This window comes from Saccharopolyspora endophytica (assembly GCF_018070075.1).
In the GTDB taxonomy this organism is placed as follows: domain Bacteria; phylum Actinomycetota; class Actinomycetes; order Mycobacteriales; family Pseudonocardiaceae; genus Saccharopolyspora; species Saccharopolyspora endophytica.
Genome location: NZ_JAGPXE010000011.1, coordinates 1 through 18,914, shown reverse-complemented (window position 1 = coordinate 18,914; position 18,914 = coordinate 1). Strand labels below are relative to the sequence as shown.

Here is an 18,914-nt window from a genome sequence, read left to right as displayed (position 1 = left end):
GACGTGGAGATCGAAGCCTACTTGCATCATCGAGGCCGCCTCGCCCAGGAACCTGTGGTGTGCGAACGAGTGTCAACCAAGGCTCCCGCGCAGGCGGAGGCGCTGTTCAGGGCCGGCATCCGTCGAGTCGTGTTCACGGAACCGATCTGCCTGACCGACGACTCGGCGCGCCCACCTCTCGATCTGATTCGCGAACTGGAGGCTTGGGGAGTGCTGGTCGACTGGACGGCTGCGGAGGTACCAGCCGAGTGGAAGTCGTTCGCGCATCTACCTCCACCTGCCGGAACGGGCGCGGAGCTGGAGGAGTGGTCCACCGCGTACCACCCCGGGAAATGTGTTCTCCGGCAGGGGCCTGGGTTCATCCAAGTCCGTGATCGTCGATCCGGCGTGCTCGACTGCTACACGATCGATGAGCCTTTCCTGCAAGGCGTCGTGCATCAACTCGCCGCGGGATTGAGCCCGAACGAGTGTGACCCCGTTGCGGTCGCCCTCTTCATCGAACACGACCTGGTAGTCCGGGCCGGAGAACTCGCGTGGTGGGCCCCGGCGCGCCTTCGCCGTTGGCCGGTACCGGCAATGGCTATGTGAGCGCGGTGAACAGCGTGGGCCAGTGGAAGGGGAACGAGGCATGAGCGAAGTGGGTGCGTCGGCGACAGGCCTTCGGAGCCGTGCGTTCCGGGTTCTCCTTGCGTCATGGGGTGCTTCGTCGATCGGAGACGGGGTTCTCACGGCAGCGTTGCCGTTGTTCACCGCGGTGAGCACTCGCGATCCGCTGTCGGTGTCGATCGTGGCGGTCGCGTCGGTGTTGCCCTGGTTGGTCGTGGCCCTGCTCGCTGGGGCGCTTGTCGATCGGTGGTCTCCGCGGACAACCCTGATCGTCAGTCTCGTGGTCCGTAGCGGCCTGACGTTGTCCTTGGGCGTGTTGATCATGTTGGGGAGCGCGAACGTCGCCGTCTTGGCGGTGTCCGCCTTCATGTTGAGCAGCGCGGAAACCTTCGCGGACTCGGCCGGGCAGAAACTGTTGGTGGCGTTGGCCGGTCGGTCCGAACTGGAGCGCGCCAACGGCCGCGTGGTGAGTGCAGAGACTGCGGGGGTGGAAATCGCGGGTCCCTTGGCCGCAGCAGGGTTGTTCGCGTGGAAACCGGAATTCTGCTTTCTGGCGGTTGGAGTCACGTTCGTCGTCGCGGGGCTCCTGGCGGCGACCGTGAGCGTTCGCGTCGAACGACCGGCGAAGCGGGAGACCACAGCGCTGCGCACTGAGGTCCTCGAAGGCCTGCGGTTTCTCGTGCGGCAGCGCACACTGCGGGTGGTGGTCGGCGTCGTAGGGCTGACCGCGTTCTTGACTAGCGGCGTCAACGCCGTGGCGTTCCTCTATGCGATCGAATCGCTGCATCTTCCGGTGGCATCGGTCGCTACCTTGCTCGTGTGCACAGCCGTTGGAGCCCTCGCTGCGGCGCCGCTCGCCTCCAAGCTGGCGCTGCGATGGGGCAGTGGAAGAGTGATGATCTGCGCTCTCTTCGTCCTGGCCGTCGGCATCGCGACGTTGGGTGTCGGCAGATCGCAGTGGGCGGCCTGGGTGGCGTACCTGGTCATGGGCGTCGGCGCTGGCGCGTGGAACGTGCTTTCCTCGGCCAATCGCCAACGACTCACACCACCACCTCTGATGGGGCGAGTGACCAGTGCGCACCGGGTACTGGCGTGGGGGCTGATGCCGCTGGGTGCGGCACTCGCGGGCCCCGTCGCCGCGATGACCTCGCTGCGTGCGGTCATCATCGGTGCGGCCGTCGTAGTCATGGCGATCGCCCTGCTCTCTGCTCCGAGACTGCTCGGGGTTGCTCAGGCAATGGGCCGCGCCGAGGTAGAAGAGGTCGTCGAGTCGTCGCCGGGCTAGAGGCTTGCGTGAGCAACGGCATGCGGCCGCCACACGCACGGTTCGGAGTCTGAGGCGACCTGACGGCGGTCAGCCTTGGCGGGCTACTGCGGCGTAGCAGGCGGAGCGTTCCGGGTGGTCGCCCGGGGGAGTGTCCGGCCGCCACTCGACGGTGTAGACGACGCCCGGGTCGATGAGGTCGAAGTCAGCGAGCAGGTCCTCGATCTCGGATTTGCTGCGGAGCGTCATCGGGTTTCGGCTGTCGTCGAAGAACGGTGCCGCGGCTCGCATCTCGGGCAGGTCGCTGGTGAGGTGCGAGGCGATCAGGTACGAGCCGGGAGCCATGCCGGCCCGGTACTCGCGCAGCAGGCGTCGGGGTGAGGCCGCGTCGTTGACGTAGTGGAGCATGCCGACCATCAGCAGGGCCGTGGGCTGCTGGAAGTCGATGAGCCGCCGCGTGTCGGGGTGTTCGAGGATCTTGTGCGGGGCGCGGATGTCCTCGCCGAGGATGACGACGCGCGGGTTGGCCGTGAGCATGCTGCGGGCGTGCGTCACGGCGACGGGATCGTGGTCGACGTAGACGACGCGGGATTCGGGGTCGACCTCCTGGACCACCTCGTGGACGTTGCCGACCGTCGGGATTCCGGAGCCGAGGTCCAAGAACTGCCGGATGCCCTGGTCGAGGCAGAATCGGAGCGCGCGGTGGAGGAAGGCGCGGTTGGCCTTGGCCGCGTCGTTGAGGTACGGGAAGACTTCGAGCGTCGCGTCCTGAGCCCGTCGGTCGGCTTCGAAGTTGTGCGCCCCACCGAGGGCGTAGTCGTAGATCCGCGCCACGCTCGGCTGGTTCCAGTCGATCTGCGAAGGAACCCAACTCGGAACTTCTTCCACCGCTCTTCCCCTCGATCGGTTCCCGGCGGGGAGCGGAGTATGCCACTCCGGCCTCGCGAAGATCCAGGGTTCCGGAGGTGTCGGCGCCTACCGGATCGATCGTGCCCAGCTGCGCTCGGTCGTCGAGACCAGGGCTGCTGCGGTGGTCAGTGCGATGGCGAGAGCGAGGGGCAGCTGGACGGCGGGGCCCATGATGGTTCCGGCGAGCGCTGTGCCCGCGGACCCGGCGGTGATCTTGAGCGCGCCGGTCCAGACGAAGACCTGGCCGCGCATCTCGGGAGGGGCGAACTCGTTGCGGGCCGCGAGGGTCGCTGCGAAGAAGTAGGCGTTGGCGATGCCGGCGGCCGCGTAGGCCGCGGTGGCGAGGACGAAGGAGGGGGCGAGGACGACCGCGACGAGGGTGAGGGCCACGACGACGGCCAGCCGGGTCATGAGCCGGTCCGCGTTGCCTTCGAGCGGGCGGACCATGACCCCGACGGATCCGGCGAGGTTGCCCGATCCGTAAGCGGCGGTGAGGATTCCGGCGGCCGCGGCGTCGGTGCCGAGCAGGCCGGTGCTCGCGACCGCGGTGATGGGCAGGGCCGCCACGCTGAACGCGACGATCATGGTCAGGTAGAGGGTCCGGCGCAGCGGGCCGGTGGAGAGCATCACCGCCAGCGTGCGCGCCGGACGCGGCACGTCCCGGGCGTCGGCCGCCGGTGGTGCGGGCGGCAGCAGCATCACGAAAGCCGCGGCGATCGAGGTTCCGGCGGCCAGCACCAGAGCGGCGGTCAGCGGTGAGGACCACGCGGAGACCGCTGCCACGACGCTCGGCCCGACGGTTCCGCCGATGCCGTAGGTGGCGACGTCCCACCCCTGCGCCCGGCGTTGGCTGGTGCGGCTGGGACCGGCGATGGCGGGCAGCCGGCTGCTGATGCCTCCGGTCAGCAGCGGGCCGAGCAGACCGGAGGCGATGAGCAGGACCGCGGGCACGATCGCGTGCGCCACGGGGTGGAGCAGGACCGCCGCGGCGAGCGCGGCACCGTGGACCACGCTCGCCAGCGCGATGACGCGACGTCCGTCGCGTGCCGTGTCGAGGCTGCGGGCGACGAAGGGGCCGAGCAGGTGCGGTGCGGTGATGCAGGCGCCGAGCGCACCGGCCAGCCAGCCCGGATCTCCGCTGGTGGTGACGAGCAGGACGATGGCCACGACCGCGCCTCCGTCGGCCGTGCGCGCCAGCGTCGCGGCCAGGACGTACCGCAGCAGCGCGCTGCGCGTGGTCGTGCTCGCCTCGGTCATCGCCTCCCGAGCCACCCTCAGCGGAGGTCGAGTTGCTGGACGACCCGGGCGACCGCGGCGCGATCGTCGCCGGGCAGTTCGCGCAGCGGGCGCGGCAGGTTGGGATGTCCCACGAGACCGAGGATCTCGGCGATCGCCGAGACCACGCGGAGGCTGCCGTGGCGGCCGAACAGCTCCCAGAGCGGTTGCAGCCGCTGGGATTCCGCGTCCGCGGAGTTCGCGTCGCCGGCCTCGGCCGCGCGGGTGATCGCCAAGGCGGGTTCGGGCAGCGTCCCGGCCACGACGGAGTACCAGGCGTGGCACCCGGCGTTGAGACCTGTTGCGGCCAGCGGATCTCCGCTGACGCCGATCGTCACCGACGGCAGCAGCGCGCGGAGAGCGGAGACGCGGTCCGCGGCCGCTCCGGGGTCGGCCGGTACCCCGGGAATCTTGATGGAGGCGACGTGGGGCAGTGCGGCGATGCGGGCGTAGAGGTCGTCGGTGAAGGTGAAGTGCGTGGTTCCGGGGTTGTCGTAGACCGCCAGCGGAACCGACAGCTCGGCGGTGACGTCCTCGTAGAGCCCGAACACCTCGTCCTCGGTGAGCGCCTGGTAGGACACCGGCGCCAGCAGCACGCCGGAAGCGCCCGCCTCCTGGGCGTCCTCGGCGAGCTCGAGGACGTCGCGGGTGCGCACCGACCCGATGCCGACGATCACCGGTGTCGTTCCGGAGTGCTCGACGGCCAGCCGCGCCGCGCGAGCGCGCTCGGCGCGGTCCAGGTACGGGTACGAGCCGGTGGAGCCGAGCGCGGTGATCGAGTCAACGCCCGCGGCGGACAGCCGCTCGACGAGTCCGGCGAACACCTCCTCGTCGATGCCGCGGTCGGTGACGGGCGTGAGTGGGAACGCGCTGAGACCGGTGAACATGGATCCTCCGTGGGGTCAGGCGGGTGTTCGTGGCGTCCGGAGCGGACCGTTCAGGTTCGCCTCTTCGGGCCCAGGACCGCGGCGAGGTCGGCGGCGAACGCCTCCGCTTGCTGCGGGCCGATGTTCGAGGTGGTCACCCGCAGCGCTCCCGCGCCGCGTTCGGTGACCGCGAAGTCGGAGCCGCCGCGCACCGCCCAGCCGCGCAGGGCCAGCGCGTCGATCAGCCGCTTTTCCCCTCGTCCCACCGGAATCCAGGCGTTGAGCCCGTCGCGGTCCGGTGGCAGGGAGATGCCGTGCTCGTGCAACGCGCCGGTCAGCGAGCGCAGGCGCTCGGCGTAGGAGTCGCGGGCGCGCCGCAGCAGCCGGGCGGTTCCCTCGTCGTGCAGCATCGTTGCCACGATGTGCTGCAGGGCGTGGCTGATCCAGCCCGCCGTCGAGCTCAGCCGCGCGCTCAACTGCGCAGCACTGTCCTCATCGGACAGCACGAACGCCAGCCGCAGGTCCGGTCCGAGGAACTTCGACATCGACCGCACCAGCGCCCAGCGCGGCGCGCTCGCCGGGGTGATGCGGTGGTAGGGCCGGGCCGAGATCGCGGAGAAGTGGTCGTCCTCGATGACCAGCACCTCGGGGTACCGGGCCAGCAGTTCCCGCAACTCCTCGGCGCGTGCGCCGGTGAGGCTCGCGCCGGTCGGGTTGTGCGCCCGCGGCGTGCACACGACGGCCCGAACACCGGCTTCCAACGCCCGGGACAGCCCGTCCGGCGTCATCCCGTCCGCGTCCACGGGTACCGGGATGCTCCGGTAGCCGTTGAGCCGCATCGTGCCGATGCTCGACAGGAAGCACGGATCTTCGACGGCCACCGCATCACCGCGGGTGAGGTGCGCGCCGAGCAGGCGCTCCACCGCGTCGGCCGCGCCGTGGGTGAGCACGAGCCCGCGTGGAACGGACCCGACGTCGGGAGCCATCTCCGAATCGACCCACGCCGCCAGGCGCTCGTTGATCGGCGGATGCCCGTACAGCGCGGGCTCGTACCCGGCTCCGAAGGCCGTCCGCGGGTCGGGCAGGAACTCGACCGCCGGATTGCCGTCGGAGAGGTTGATCAGCTCGCGGGAGGCGCTGCGCCCCTCGCCGTCCAGCGCGGGAACCCCGAGCACGACGGTTCCACCGCGACGCCGCGTCTCGACCAGCCCCGCCGCGGCCAACTGCGCGTAGGCGGACGCGACCGTGTTGCGGTTGACCCCCAACTCGGTGGCGAGCCCGCGGATCGGCGGCAGGGCAGCACCCTGCGCCAGACCACCGGAGTCGATCAACCTGCGGATCGACTCGACGATCTCCGCAGCACTGGATCCGGAGATCGCCTCGGGATGTCCTCGTCGCGCCACCCCGCCGACGGTAAATGTCCTAGGACATAAAAGCCAACACGAGTGGCCCGCCTCACTGGATCGTCGGAATGACCCCATCCGCCGCAGCTATTGCTTCAGTGAAGAATGAAATCAATCCGCCGAACACGCGACCAGGCCGGGGTCTGGGAGGTGAATCCCGCGGCCCCGGCCGGTGTTCGTGGTGGCGTTCAGCGCGTGAGCAGGCGGGTGGGGGCCGTGGAGGCGTGGTGGAGCGCCCATTCCAGCGGGCCGCGGTGCAGCAGCACTCGCCAGGCGGTCGTGATCAGCATCGTCGCGGCGATCAGGACCAGCCAGGGGAGGTAGGGGTTCTCGGCGCTCATCCGTCCCAGCTGCTCGGGTCCGAAGGCCTTCAGGACGAGCAGGTGGCCGGCGTAGGAGGTCAGTGCGAGCGCCCCGACCGACGAGATCGGCAGCAGCAGCCGGCGCAGTCGCTGACCGAACAGGCACAGCCCGATCACCGCGATGGCGACCCCGCCGGCACCGATGATCTCGAACGGGGTGCCGCTGTGCGCGGAGGCGGTGAGCAGCCAGGCCGCGGAGGTGGTCGGTGCCGTCCCCAGGCTGGACGACAGGACCGCGTCGAGGATCTCCGGCGGGAGCCCGTCCGGCAGCGTCGAGAGCAGGCTCTCCTCGCCGCCGAGGACGTTCATCGCGACCCACGAGCCGCCGTAGCCGAGGATTCCCAGTCCCACGCCCGAGGCGATCAGCTCGCCGCGCACCGCGAGCAGGTCGAGCCTGCCCAGCGCCATGCCGATGAGCAGGAACGGCAGCCAGGTCAGCACCGGGTACGCGCCGGTGAGCAGCAGACCGTGGAAGACGGTCCACAGCCCGTCCGCCGAACCGAAGTCGCCGAAGTTCGGTGCGTATCCGAGCTGGTTGATCTCCATGCCGCTGCGCAGCGCGAACGACAGCAGCGGTGCGCCGATCGCGAGCACCGCGGCCAGGATCGCCAGCGCACCCGCGCGCAGCCGCAGCAGCGGGATCGAGAGCAGGAACAGCACCCCGTAGAACGCCAGGATCACCATCGCGGGCACCTGAAGCGTGGTCAGAGCCGTGCCGAGCAGGAACAGCAGGACCGCGCGGAGGGCGATGCGCACCCGGGAGCTGCGCATCCGAGTCCCGTCGAAGGGCTGAGATCCGCCGCTGAGCAGCGCGATCGACACCCCGGCGAGCACCGCGAACAGCGCCGCCGCGCGGCCGGCCGCGAGTGCGGACGGCCAGGCGGTGGGTGGCATGACGTGCGCGGCGAACATGCCGAACACCGCGAGCCCCCGCGCCACGTCCAGGCCCACCAGCCTGACCTGGTTCGCCCGCTTCGGAGGGTCTTGTTGGCTGGTGATGATCTGCGTCGTCGAATTCACGTGCACGACCGTCGCACTCGCCGCCGGTGCTGCGGATCGACCGCGAGGCCGGATCAGCTAGCACTTTGGGACAGTTCCGCCCTACTACTCCTGGACGACCCGGCGCCGCAGGAACTCCGCCCACGGCGTCTCATGTGGACGGACATCCGGGAGTGCGTTGATCCGTCAGGCCGGGAGGAGGTGACCGCCTTCGGTCTCCCAACGGGCTTCGGATGACTCCTCGATCGGCATCGGGTCGTCGGCCAGCAGCTCGGTGGGGGAGGCGACGTTGTGGCGCTCGGCCGCCCTCGCCAGCGCCGCGTTCCCGCGAAGTTCGGTCGTGTCGGCGGGGATGAGCAGAAGCACCACGTGGTGCCCGCTCGAATCCGTCAGGCCGATCGTGCGCCGGTCGAGCGTGCGGAAGCCTTCGAGGCGCACCTGGTGCCCCTGGACGCGGAGCTTCCTGGGGGCCGGGTCCCACGCGGTCAGGTTGTAGGCGAGCCGGGTCATCGGCCCCGAGGTGGCCATGAGCGCGGTGAGCAGCGACGTGAACTCCGTCGTCGGGTTCGTCGAACGCGGCCACCAGGCGCCGTCGACGAACCCCCGCGAGCCGGTTGCGGGCTTGAGGGTGAGGCGCGTTGCGCTTCCCGGGTGTAGGTCGGGTCCCATGGTGGAACTCCTTTCCGGTCGGTGAACGACCGGTTCTGACCCCCGGGACTGCGCGCTGGACCGCTCACGTTGCCGAGAACCTCGTTGATCCCAGCCTACGCCGGATATCCTTGATCAGGGTTTTCGCCTGATCAAGGCACCGGTTCCGGCGGGTTCGCCAAGCCTGCCGGTCGACAGGTGCGGCGTAGGCTGGCGACATGGCTGAACGCCTGGTCACGGACCGGTTGGTCCTGCGGAGCTGGGAGTTGGAGGACGTGCCCGCGGCCTTCGAGGTCTTCGGGCACGCCGAGGTCGCCCGCTGGTTGAGCCCGATCATGGACCGAGTTCCGGACCTGGCGGCGATGCGGGTGCTGCTGCGGCAGTGGATCGTCGAGGACCTGCGCGCGGAACCTCCCACCGGCCGGTGGTGCGTCGAGCGACGCGAGGACGCCGCGGTGATCGGTGGTGGGACGCTGCTGCCGCTGCCTCCGGGCGGCGAGGACCTCGAACTGGGGTGGCAGCTGCACCCCGCGGCGTGGAAGCAGGGCTACGCCAGCGAGGCGACCTACGCGATGGCGCGGTGGGCCTTCAGCCACGACGCCGATGAGCTCTACGCCGTCGTCCGGCCGGAGAACGCGCGCGCGGTGTCGGCGATCCGACGCAACGGCATGGAGTGGGTGGGCGAAACCGCCAAGTACTTCGGGCAGCCCATGCAGCTGTACCGCCTCCGGCCCGCGGACCTCGATCAGGCGCGACCGGGCGCACTTCCGCCGGGCTTCGAACCCGAATGAGCGGCGTATCATGGGACTTGCCGGTTGAGCAGAGGAATCACGGTTCAGGCGACGCAGCGTCGGAGTTTCGCGGTTACTCCCCTCGTCGATTCGCCCCACGACCACGCCTGCCCGGCCGGTTCCTCGACCTTCGGGAGCAGCACATGACCGCAGCACGAACCCGCGTCCAGGACGCGGCGCTGGTCACCTTCGACGAACGAGGCACCGTTCCTACCGCCGAGATGTCCCGGACGCCCGGCTTGCGCCTGCAGCTGACCCGCCCGCGCGCGGATCTGACGGTGCGGACCGCAGCGGGTGACATCGATTCCAGCAACGCCGCCGAGCTGGCGGGTCTGCTCTGGCCCGCGCTGCAGGGCGAACACTCGTCGATCGTCCTCGACTTCACGGCGGTCACCTTCCTCGGCGTCGCCGGGCTGGAGCTGCTCTCCGCGGCGAACACCTACGCGCCCCATCGAGGGCTGCGGATCGTCCTGATCGCCGGTCAACCGGCCGTCGAGCGGGCCGTGCGCGCCGGCAGCCCGGATGTGGCGCTGCACCGTGCACCTCAGCTGGCTTCCTGCACGACGATCACGGCCGCCGTGCGTGAGCGCGAGCCCGCCCGGATGCTCACCGCGTAACTGGATCCGGTGACTCGCGCAACACGCGCGGACGTGGGGAAATGCGTGAACGGCCTGGTCAGGAGCATCGTGCCTGGATGGCAACACGAGGTGTGGTGATGTGAGGGCGAGTCGCGTCGGGCGGATAGAGTTCTTCTCCGTCCAGCCCTCGATTCACAGCCGGAGACGCCCGCGTGTCTGATCAGTTCGTTCACCTGCACGTGCACACCGAGTTCTCGATGCTCGACGGTGCTGCCAAGCACGATGCGCTGTTCGCCGAGGTCGCTCGGCTCGAACAGCCCGCGGTGGCGATGACCGACCACGGCAACATGTACGGCGCTCACTCCTTCTACAAGAAGGCCGTCAAGGCCGGGGTGACGCCGATCATCGGCATCGAGGCCTACATCGCTCCGGAGAGCCGGTTCCACAAGAAGCCGGTGTTCTGGGGCGCGCGGGCGCGAACCGGGAAGAAGGAGGTCGACGAGTACGGCGAGAGCGGCGACGTCTCCGGCGCCGGTGCCTACACGCACATGACGATGCTCGCCCAGAACTCCACCGGCCTGCGCAACCTGTTCCGGCTGTCGTCGCTGGCCAGCATGGAGGGGTTCTTCCGCAAGCCGCGGATGGACAAGGAGCTGATCGCCGAGCACGCCGAGGGCATCATCGCCACCTCCGGGTGCCTGGCGGGGGAGATCCTGACCCGGCTGCGGCTGGGCCAGAAGCAGGAGGCGCTGCAGGCCGCCTCGGACTACAAGGACATCTTCGGGGCCGACCGGTTCTTCATCGAGGTCATGGACCACGGCATCCAGATGGAGCGCAACATCCGCGGTGAGCTGCTCGACATCGCCCAGCAGCTGGACCTGCGGACCGTGGCGACCAACGACAGCCACTACGTGACCAACGACCAGGCCGGGCACCACGACGCGCTGCTGTGCCTGCAGACGCGCTCCATGATCGCCGACACCGACCGGTTCAAGTTCAACGGCGACGGCTACCACATCAAGAGCTCGGAGGAGATGCGCGAGTACTGGGACACCGAGGTCCCGGGCGCTGCCGACAGCACGCTGCTGATCACCGAGATGGTGGAGGGCTACGAGGAGGCGTTCGCCGCGCACAACCGGATGCCGCAGGCGAAGGTCGAGGCCGGCCGCACCGACGTGGAGATGCTGCGCGACGAGGTCGAGTCGTTCATCCCGAGTCGTTTCAAGGACGGCGCGTTCACCCAGGAGTACCGCGACCAGCTCGAGTGGGAGCTCAAGGTCATCACCGAGAAGGGGTACAGCTCGTACTTCCTGGTGGTCGGCGACATGATCCGGTGGGCCAAGAACAACGGCATCCGGGTGGGGCCGGGCCGTGGTTCGGCGGCGGGCGCGCTGCTGTCGTACGTGCTGCACATCATCGACATCGATCCGCTCCAGCACGGGCTGCTGTTCGAGCGGTTCCTCAACCCCGAGCGCGACTCGCCGCCCGACATCGACATCGACTTCGACGAGCGCCAGCGCGAGCGGGTCATCCAGTACGCCAAGGAGAAGTACGGCGAGGAGTTCTTCGCCAAGGTCATCACCTACGGCACGATTAAGACCAAGGCCGCGTTCAAGGACGCCGCTCGGGTGCACATGGGGCAGGCGGGTTTCCAGCTGGCCGACCAGTTCTCCAAGGCGCTGCCCGCGCCGATCGCGGCCAAGGACATCCCGCTGTCGGGGATCGTCGACCCCGACCACGAGCGCTACCCGGAAGCCGCCGAGGTCCGCTCCCTGATCGAGACCGATCCGCAGATCGGCAAGATCTTCGACACCGCGCGCGGGCTGGAGGGCCTGATCCGCAACGCGGGCGTGCACGCCTGCGCGCACATCATCTCGCGCGAGCCGCTGCTCGACGTGCTGCCGCTGTGGAAGCGCGACGACGGCGAGATCATCACCGGCTGGGACGGTCCGCAGTGCGAGGACGTCGGCCTGCTCAAGATCGACATCCTGGGCCTGGTCAACATGACCACGATCGACGACACCGTGCGGATGGTGAAGACCAACCACGCCACCGAGGTCGAACCCCTCGACATCCCGCTGGACGACGACGCGACCTACGAGATGCTGGGGCGGGGCGAGAGCCTGGGAGTGTTCCAGCTCGAAGGTGGCGGCATGCAGTCGCTGCTCAAGCGCATGCAGCCGACCCGGTTCGGCGACATCGTCGCGTGCGTGGCGCTGTACCGGCCGGGTCCGATGGACGTCAACGCGCACCTGGACTACGCCGACCGCAAGAACGGCAAGAAGCCGGTCGAGCCGATCCACCCGGAGCTCGACGAACCGCTGAAGGACATCCTGGGCGAGACCTACGGTCTGATCGTCTACCAGGAGCAGATCATGGCGATCGCCCAGAAGGTCGCCGGGTACACGCTCGGACAAGCCGACCTGCTCCGACGCGCGATGGGCAAGAAGAAGAAGGAGGTGATGGACGAGCAGTTCGCCCGGTTCGAGGCCGGTATGAAGGAGCGCGGCTACTCCAAGGCCGCGATCGACCAGCTGTGGGCGACCGTCCTCCCCTTCGCCGGGTACGCGTTCAACAAGTCCCACGCCGCCGCCTACGGGCTGGTGACCTACTGGACCGCCTACCTCAAGGCCCACTACCCGGCCGAGTACATGGCCGCGTTGCTGACCGCCAACAGCAACAACAAGGACAAGACGGCCGTCTACCTGTCGGAGTGCCGGCGCATGAGCATCCAGGTGCTGCCGCCGGACGTGAACGAGTCCATGACCGAGCACACCGCGGTCGAGGGGCGCATCCGCTTCGGCATGGGCGCGATCCGCAACGTCGGCGCCAACGTGGTCGAGTCGGTCATCGCCTCCCGCGAGGAGAAGGGGAAGTTCTCGTCGTTCTCGGACTTCCTCGACAAGATCGAGATCACCGCGTGCAACAAGCGGGTCATCGAGTCGCTGATCAAGGCCGGTGCGTTCGACTCGCTCCAGCACACGCGGATGTCGCTCAACGCCCACCACGAGGCCGGGGTCGATGCGGTGATCGGGCTCAAGCGCCAGCAGGCGATGGGCCAGTTCGACCTGTTCGGGGGCGATGACTCCGGTCCCAGCGAGGACACCTCGCCGTTGGCGCACCTGCAGTTCACCGACGAGGAGTGGCCGCGCAAGCAGCTGCTGGCCTACGAGCGCGAGATGCTGGGGCTGTACGTCTCCGCGCACCCGCTCGACGGTGCCGAGCGGCTGCTGGCGCCGTACCAGGACACCAGCATCGCCGAGCTCGTCGGCGGCGAGCGCGAACCCAGCGGGTACGGCAGCAAGGAGCAGCAGCCCAAGATCGCCGGCATGATCTCCGGCATCCAGCGGCGGCTGAACAAGAACGGTCAGCCCTGGGCCATCGTCACGCTGGAGGACTTCGAAGCCAGCATCGAGGTGCTGTTCTTCCCGAAGTCCTACGAGATGTTCGCCGACTGCCTGGTCGAGGACAACGCGCTGGCGGTCAAGGGCCGGGTCAACGAGCGCGAGGGAGAGATCAGCGTGTTCGCCTCCGACGCGGTCCCGATCGACATCACCGCGGCCGAGACCGATCCGGGCAGCGAACCGCCCCTGGTGCTCAAGGCGGACTCCCGCAAGCTCAACGCCGAGGTGATCAGCGAGCTCAAGCAGACGTTGACCGCGCACAAGGGGACCACGCCCGTGCACGTGCACCTCGGCAAGACGCGGCTGGAGCTGCCGGAGTGGCCGGTCAACGTGTGCACCGAGCTGGTCTCGGAGCTCAAGTCCGTGCGCGGCATCGCGGTGGAGCGCGCCGGGCGCTGACCGGCTGTTCCGGCCGCTGAGGACGTGCCGAGAGGAGTTGCCCGTCCCGACGGGCAACTCCTCTCGGCGTCCTAGTCCTCGACGTAGACGAGTGCGTCGCCGACGGCGCGCTCCTCGCTGCCGCTGGGCTTGTTGGTGAGGGTGCCGTCGACCGACATGGTGGTGGAGCCACCGCCGTCGAGGTTGACCGCGTCGGTCAGGCCCAGCGCCTGGGCGACGGCGGCGGTCTCGTCCATCGTGGTGCCGACGCTGGTGGTCTGCCTCCCGTCGATGGTGGCCAGCAGGATCGTGCCGTCCGGGGTGGTTCCGGCGATGGTGCGCGGGTTGCGCGCGAAGAAGTCACCGGAGCCCGGCGGCACGACCACCTCGCCGCCGGTCATCAGCCGGTAGCGGCCGTTGACGCCGAACAGGCCCGGTCGCAGGTCGATTTGGTCGCCGTTCTCGTCGGTCAAGGTCGAGGACGTGTCGAGGCAACCCCGCGCGGTGAGGGCCAGCAGCGCTGCCGCGTCCCGCCCGGTCGCCTGCAGCGAGGTCTGGTCGGGTGCGAGGGTCGTGCCGCGTGCCGGGGAGGTGCGCACGACGCATCCGCGCTGGTCCAGCACCACTTCGGTGCCGTGCCCGGACGGGGTGGGGCCGAACTCGGGGTTGAACAGGACCACGTCGCCCGGCTGCGCGCACTGCGTCTGGTCGGGCAGCTCGGCGCACTCGGCCGGGATCACCGGCGGGTGGTTGAGGTGTTCGAGCGGCGTGGTGGCCTCGGTCTGGCGGTTGCGCACCGACCCGGACCAGGTGGTGCGGCCCATGAGGACCTCGTCGCTGTTGCTGTCGACGATGAGGTCGGCTTCGGCCTCGGTGGTGGTCGGTTCGCTGAGCAGCTTGCCGCCGTAGACGCCCAGGCCGACCGGGTCACCGGGGTACTGCGGATTCGCGGAGAAGGTGAAGAAGGAGGCGTTGACCCCGGCCAAGGCGCCCGAGTGGCGCACCAGGTCGGTGGTCTTCTCGACCGGTGCGAGATCGGGGCCGTAGGTCGCTTCGACGTGGCCCTTGGCCTGGGCGGGATCGATGGCGAGCACGTTGACCACCCAGGGACCGCGGGTGGTGGTGTTGATCTGGTCGGGCGGGGCGGGCTCGGTTCCTCGGACGATCCGCGTCAGCTCGACGCCCTCGGCGAGCGCATGCGTCGACCGCGTCTCCGCCAGGTCGGGGTCGCCGAGCGGGAGCCGGTCGCCCTCGGCGTCGGCGCTGCTCGTCGGGAGGAAGGGGAGGACGGCCGCGATCGCGAGTCCCGCCGCGAGAGCGGGCGATCGGCGCGTGCGTCGCGTTGTCGGGGTCATGGGCCCAGGCTCGACGGCGCGCGGAACGTTCTCGGGTTCCTGCGGTTGACCAGCCGGTGAAGTGTTCATGACGCGGGCGTGGCACCGCGTTCCGCCGCTGCGGATCAGACCGAGCCGGCGGCTGTTCAGGGGCGGTTGACCGGGAGGTTTCGGGCGAGGACGCCGGTGAGGGCGAGTCCGGCGGCGGTCACCCAGAGAACACCTGCGGCTCCGAGTCCGGCCGCGACCATCCCGATGGCTCCGGGGATGATGACCTGGCCCGCGCGGTTTCCGGTGAGCCGCAACGACATCGCGCGGCCGCGAGCGCCCGGTGGGGCGGATTCGGCGAGCCAGGACATCGTCAGCGGCTGTCCGACGCCGAGCCCGAAACCGGCGACGGTGACCGCGAGCAGCAGCAGCCACACCGGCACGGGGGCGGCGGCGACGGTGATGCCGGCGGCGGCGCCGAAGATGCTCAGGATCAGCAGGCGGCGGCGCCCGATCGCCTCCGAGAGCCGTCCGAGGAAGAACCGCGAGGCCATCGACGAGGCGGCGCGCAGCACCAGCAGCGTGCCGATCAGCGACGAGGCGATCCCGCGTTCGGCTCCGAGCGCGGGCAGGTAGACCAGGGAGATGTCGACCGCGGCGAGCACCGCGCACGCCGTCAGCAGCGCTCCGGCCAGTCCCGGCAGCCGGAGCAGTTGGCGCACGCCGACGTTCTCGGTGGTGGCCGGGCCGCGTTCGGTTCTGGTGCTCTCGATGGCGAAGGTCAGGGCGAACAGCGCGATCGCGACGACGATGCCGGCCTGGAAGATCGGTGTGGTGTCCGGGATGGCCTGCGTCCCACCGAAAGCCACGATCATCAGCGGTCCGGCGGCCTGGCCGAGCGAGGCGGCGAAGGTGTAGTAGCCGAACGCGGAGTCCATCCGGCTCGTCGTCGTGCTGTTGGCCACCAGCGCCTGCTGACCGACGATCGCTCCCAGGTGCGCGGTGCCGAGCACGACGCTGCCGGCGACGAGGCCGGGCACGGTGTGGCCGAGCGCGAGCAGCACGGTGCCCGCGGCGCACATCAGCAGGCTGCCGGCGAACATCACCCGTCGTTCGCCGAGCCGGTCGACGATGTGCCCGGCCGGCAGCGCCAGCACGAGCGGGACGAGGGCGAAGCTGCCGGAGAGCACGCCGAGCCACGACGCCGGAACGCCGAGTTCGAGCGCTCGGTAGGTGGTGGCGGGACGCAGGACGAAGGTGATGAGCTGGGTGAGCGTGGCGTGGCCGAGCAGCGCCCAGACCTGGCGGTTCGCGTTGATCATCGGTGCAGGCGGTGGCTCGCTCGGGCCGCGAGGCTGGTGTCGATGTGCTCGGTCATCACGGCTGCGGCTGCCTCGGAGTCACCGGCGATGATGGTCTCGGCCAGCATCCGGTGCTCCTCGTCCTTCTTGGCGCGCGCCTCCGGCCCGCGGTCGACCTCCAGGGCGAACCTGCGGTAGCGGTCCGCCTTGTCCCACAGGCCTTCCAGCGCGTCGATGAGCAGCTCGTTGTGCGAGGCGCGGTAGAGCGCGCGGTGGTAGCGGCGGTGGTGCAGCAGCTGTTCGCAGTCCGGGTTCGAGGGCATCGCGCGCAACCCGTCCAGGGACGCGCGGATCGCGGCGATGTCGTCCTTGGTGCGCCGCTGCGCGGCCAGCGAGGCGGCCAGGGGGTCGAGGGAGTGGCGCATCTCCAGCAGATCGCGGTTCTCCTCGGCCCTGAGCTCGGTGACCTTGGCGTCGCGGTGCGCGCCGAGCTCGACCAGGCCTTCGGCCTTGAGCCGGCGCAGCGCTTCGCGGAGCGGGGTGGTGCTGATGCCGATGGCGCGCGCGAGCGTGGCCTGGTTGATCACCGATCCGGGTGGGAGGTCGCCGGAGAGTATCTTCTCCCGCACCTTGTCGTAGGCGACGTCGCTCTTGGTCGTCAGCGGCGCTGCGGGTTCTGACATCTCGGTGACCTCCTGGCTCGCTTATAGCCTACAAGTCGGCCGTGCGGATTCTCGTCGTCAGCGGGATGGGCTATTTCACAAGCGAAGACGCGGTCGGAGGGCCGGATCGCGGTCTGATCGCGATCAACAAGACGTCTCCAGGAGGAGAGAGGTTATAACGATCAGCGCGGACGGGGTCCTGATCTCGGCGGGTGTTAATTCGTGAGAAACCCACACGATTGGCTGCGGACATGTTTACGCTCAACGATCTCACCGTTGGTCGGTCGTCTACCTGTGGAGATCTCATGGGCTCGCGTGCGCGGAACGTTTCCCGACGTCGTTTCCTCGGCTACGGCACGGCCGGGGCCGCGGCCGTGCTCCTCGGCACCGGGACGTGGAGCACGGCGAGCTCGTTCGCGTCCCCGCTGCGCGCGGGGAACCCGTTCACGCTGGGGGTGGCCTCGGGCGACCCGCTGCCGGACGGGGTGGTGCTGTGGACGCGACTGGCCACCGACCCGTTCGCCGAGGACGGCAGCGGCGGCATGGCGCCGGAGCCGGTCCGGGTGGAGTACGAGGTCGCCACCGACGAGAAGTTCGCCGAGGTCGTCCGCCGGGACAGCGTCGTGGCGAGCCCCGAGCTCGGGCACTCGGTGCACCCCGAGATCACCGGGCTCGAACCCGACCGGGAGTACTTCTACCGCTTCCGCGCCGGTGGCGAGATCTCGATGGCGGGCCGGACCAGGACAACACCGGCGCTCACGGCTGCGCCGAGCGCGCTGAACTTCGCGTTCGCCTCGTGCCAGGCGTGGCAGGACGGCTACTTCACCGCCTACGACCACATGGCGGAGGAGGACCTCGACCTCGTGGTCCACCTCGGCGACTACATCTACGAGTACGGCGTGGAGGACAACAAGCGCGGCGTCACCACCGACCCGAAGTTCCACTCCGAGACCTTCGACCTCGCCCGCTACCGCCTGCAGTACGGGCTCTACAAGGCCGAGGCGCCGCTGCAGCGGGCGCACGCGCGCTTCCCGTGGATCATGACGATGGACGACCACGAGGTCGAGAACAACTGGGCGGGTGACCTCTCGCAGGTCGACGACGAGCCGGACCAGGACCCGGCGGTGTTCCGGAAGCGCAGGGCCGCCGCGTTCCAGGCCATGTACGAGAACATGCCGCTGCGGCAGGCCCAGACGCCCGACGGCCCGGACCTGCGGCTGCACCGCCGCCTGTCCTACGGCACCCTCGCCGACTTCACCATGATCGACACCCGGCAGTACCGCGACGACCAGCCCTGCGGCGACGGTTCGTCGGCCTCCTGCGACGACCGCTTCAACCCGGACCGCACGATCCTCGGCACGGCGCAGCGGGATTGGGTGCTCGACGGGTTCTCCGGCTCGAAGGCCCAGTGGCAGGTGCTGGGCAACCAGGCACCGATGGGACAGACCGACCGCGACGCGGGCGAAGCGGTCGACGTGTTCATGGACCCCTGGGACGGCTACGTCGCCGAGCGCGACCGGCTGCTGGCCGCCGCCCAGGACCGCGGGGTGCGCAACCTCGTGGTCATCACCGGCGACCGGCACCAGAACTACGCGTGGGACCTCAAGCGCGACTTCACCGACCCGGACTCGCCCGTGGTGGCCGGCGAGTTCGTCGGCACCTCGATCTCCAGCGGCGGCGACGGCGGGGACACGACCGAGGAGACCGAGCGGCTCCTCGCCGCCAACCCGCACATGAAGTTCATCAACTCGCAGCGCGGCTACGTCCGGGTCAGCGTCGACCAGCACCAGTGGCGCAGCGACTTCCGCGTCGTCCCGTACGTGACGGAGGAGGGCGCGCCGATCGAAACCCGCGCCACCTACGTCGTGGAGAACGAGAAGCCCGGCGTGCAGAAGGGCTGACGCTCCTGGAGCCGAACCCCGCCGGTGGGACGCGCTGAGAACGCGGTCCACCGGCGGGGTTTCGCTGTGGCGGGGTCAGTCTCCGGTGTGGAGGTTCTTGGAGATGAGGTCCATGACGGAGGAGTCGGCGAGTGTGGAGACGTCGCCGACTTCGCGGTTTTCGGCGACGTCGCGCAGGAGGCGGCGCATGATCTTGCCGGAGCGGGTCTTGGGGAGTTCGGGCACGACCATGATCTGCCGGGGTT

At 69.6% G+C, this 18,914-nt stretch carries 15 protein-coding genes; 6 read left to right on the top strand and 9 right to left on the bottom strand.

Features of this window, described 5'->3' with window-relative positions; translation table 11 throughout:
* Positions 1-3: 3 nt before the first annotated feature.
* Positions 4-588: a DUF5825 family protein gene (locus tag KBO27_RS23540; RefSeq protein WP_210972070.1), complete on the top strand. Its 585-nt coding sequence runs from the start codon at positions 4-6 to the stop codon at positions 586-588.
* Between the two features lie 40 nt (positions 589-628).
* The gene (locus KBO27_RS23535; protein ID WP_210972069.1) at positions 629-1,891 is read left to right on the top strand and encodes an MFS transporter; all 1,263 of its coding nucleotides are present in this window, start codon (positions 629-631) and stop codon (positions 1,889-1,891) included.
* A gap of 69 nt (positions 1,892-1,960) precedes the next feature.
* On the opposite strand, the gene KBO27_RS23530 is transcribed toward KBO27_RS23535, so the two are convergent.
* From KBO27_RS23530 to KBO27_RS23505, 6 genes are all read right to left on the bottom strand, one after another.
* The gene (locus KBO27_RS23530; protein ID WP_210972068.1) at positions 1,961-2,758 is read right to left on the bottom strand and encodes an SAM-dependent methyltransferase; all 798 of its coding nucleotides are present in this window, start codon (positions 2,756-2,758) and stop codon (positions 1,961-1,963) included.
* A gap of 87 nt (positions 2,759-2,845) precedes the next feature.
* The gene (locus KBO27_RS23525) at positions 2,846-4,036 is read right to left on the bottom strand and encodes an MFS transporter (protein WP_210972067.1); all 1,191 of its coding nucleotides are present in this window, start codon (positions 4,034-4,036) and stop codon (positions 2,846-2,848) included.
* Between the two features lie 17 nt (positions 4,037-4,053).
* The gene (locus tag KBO27_RS23520; RefSeq protein WP_210972066.1) at positions 4,054-4,941 is read right to left on the bottom strand and encodes a dihydrodipicolinate synthase family protein; all 888 of its coding nucleotides are present in this window, start codon (positions 4,939-4,941) and stop codon (positions 4,054-4,056) included.
* A gap of 50 nt (positions 4,942-4,991) precedes the next feature.
* Positions 4,992-6,323 carry an aminotransferase class I/II-fold pyridoxal phosphate-dependent enzyme gene (locus tag KBO27_RS23515; protein ID WP_210972065.1) on the bottom strand — a complete coding sequence of 444 codons (1,332 nt, stop codon included), beginning with the start codon at positions 6,321-6,323 and terminating at the stop codon, positions 4,992-4,994.
* A gap of 188 nt (positions 6,324-6,511) precedes the next feature.
* Positions 6,512-7,705 (bottom strand): DUF418 domain-containing protein, encoded by a 1,194-nt coding sequence (locus tag KBO27_RS23510; protein WP_307870571.1) that lies wholly within the window; start codon positions 7,703-7,705, stop codon positions 6,512-6,514.
* A gap of 165 nt (positions 7,706-7,870) precedes the next feature.
* The gene (locus tag KBO27_RS23505; protein ID WP_210972064.1) at positions 7,871-8,353 is read right to left on the bottom strand and encodes a DUF5994 family protein; all 483 of its coding nucleotides are present in this window, start codon (positions 8,351-8,353) and stop codon (positions 7,871-7,873) included.
* A gap of 197 nt (positions 8,354-8,550) precedes the next feature.
* Here KBO27_RS23505 and KBO27_RS23500 point away from each other — a divergent pair, with 197 nt between their 5' ends.
* The 3 genes from KBO27_RS23500 to dnaE all read left to right on the top strand — a co-directional run bounded on the left by KBO27_RS23500 (position 8,551) and on the right by dnaE (position 13,504).
* Complete coding sequence (locus KBO27_RS23500) at positions 8,551-9,123, top strand: GNAT family N-acetyltransferase (protein WP_210972063.1); 573 nt, start codon at positions 8,551-8,553, stop codon at positions 9,121-9,123.
* A gap of 143 nt (positions 9,124-9,266) precedes the next feature.
* Positions 9,267-9,740, top strand: a complete 474-nt coding sequence (locus tag KBO27_RS23495) for an STAS domain-containing protein (protein ID WP_210972062.1) — start codon at positions 9,267-9,269, stop codon at positions 9,738-9,740.
* A gap of 173 nt (positions 9,741-9,913) precedes the next feature.
* Positions 9,914-13,504, top strand: a complete 3,591-nt coding sequence (gene dnaE / locus KBO27_RS23490; protein WP_210972061.1) for a DNA polymerase III subunit alpha — start codon at positions 9,914-9,916, stop codon at positions 13,502-13,504.
* Between the two features lie 71 nt (positions 13,505-13,575).
* Here the strand turns inward: dnaE and KBO27_RS23485 are convergent, their stop codons facing one another.
* From KBO27_RS23485 to KBO27_RS23475, 3 genes are all read right to left on the bottom strand, one after another.
* Positions 13,576-14,838, bottom strand: coding sequence for a phosphodiester glycosidase family protein (locus KBO27_RS23485; protein WP_210972060.1), 1,263 nt, complete (start codon positions 14,836-14,838; stop codon positions 13,576-13,578).
* Between the two features lie 125 nt (positions 14,839-14,963).
* The gene (locus KBO27_RS23480; protein WP_210972059.1) at positions 14,964-16,127 is read right to left on the bottom strand and encodes an MFS transporter; all 1,164 of its coding nucleotides are present in this window, start codon (positions 16,125-16,127) and stop codon (positions 14,964-14,966) included.
* Positions 16,124-16,789 (bottom strand): GntR family transcriptional regulator, encoded by a 666-nt coding sequence (locus tag KBO27_RS23475; RefSeq protein WP_210972058.1) that lies wholly within the window; start codon positions 16,787-16,789, stop codon positions 16,124-16,126. The genes KBO27_RS23480 and KBO27_RS23475 overlap by 4 nt, the downstream gene beginning before the upstream one ends.
* 284 nt (positions 16,790-17,073) lie before the next feature.
* Between KBO27_RS23475 and KBO27_RS23470 the strand changes: the two genes are divergently transcribed.
* Entirely contained in the window at positions 17,074-18,669 is a 1,596-nt protein-coding gene (locus tag KBO27_RS23470) for an alkaline phosphatase D family protein (protein ID WP_210972057.1), read from the top strand.
* Positions 18,670-18,914 lie beyond the last annotated feature (245 nt).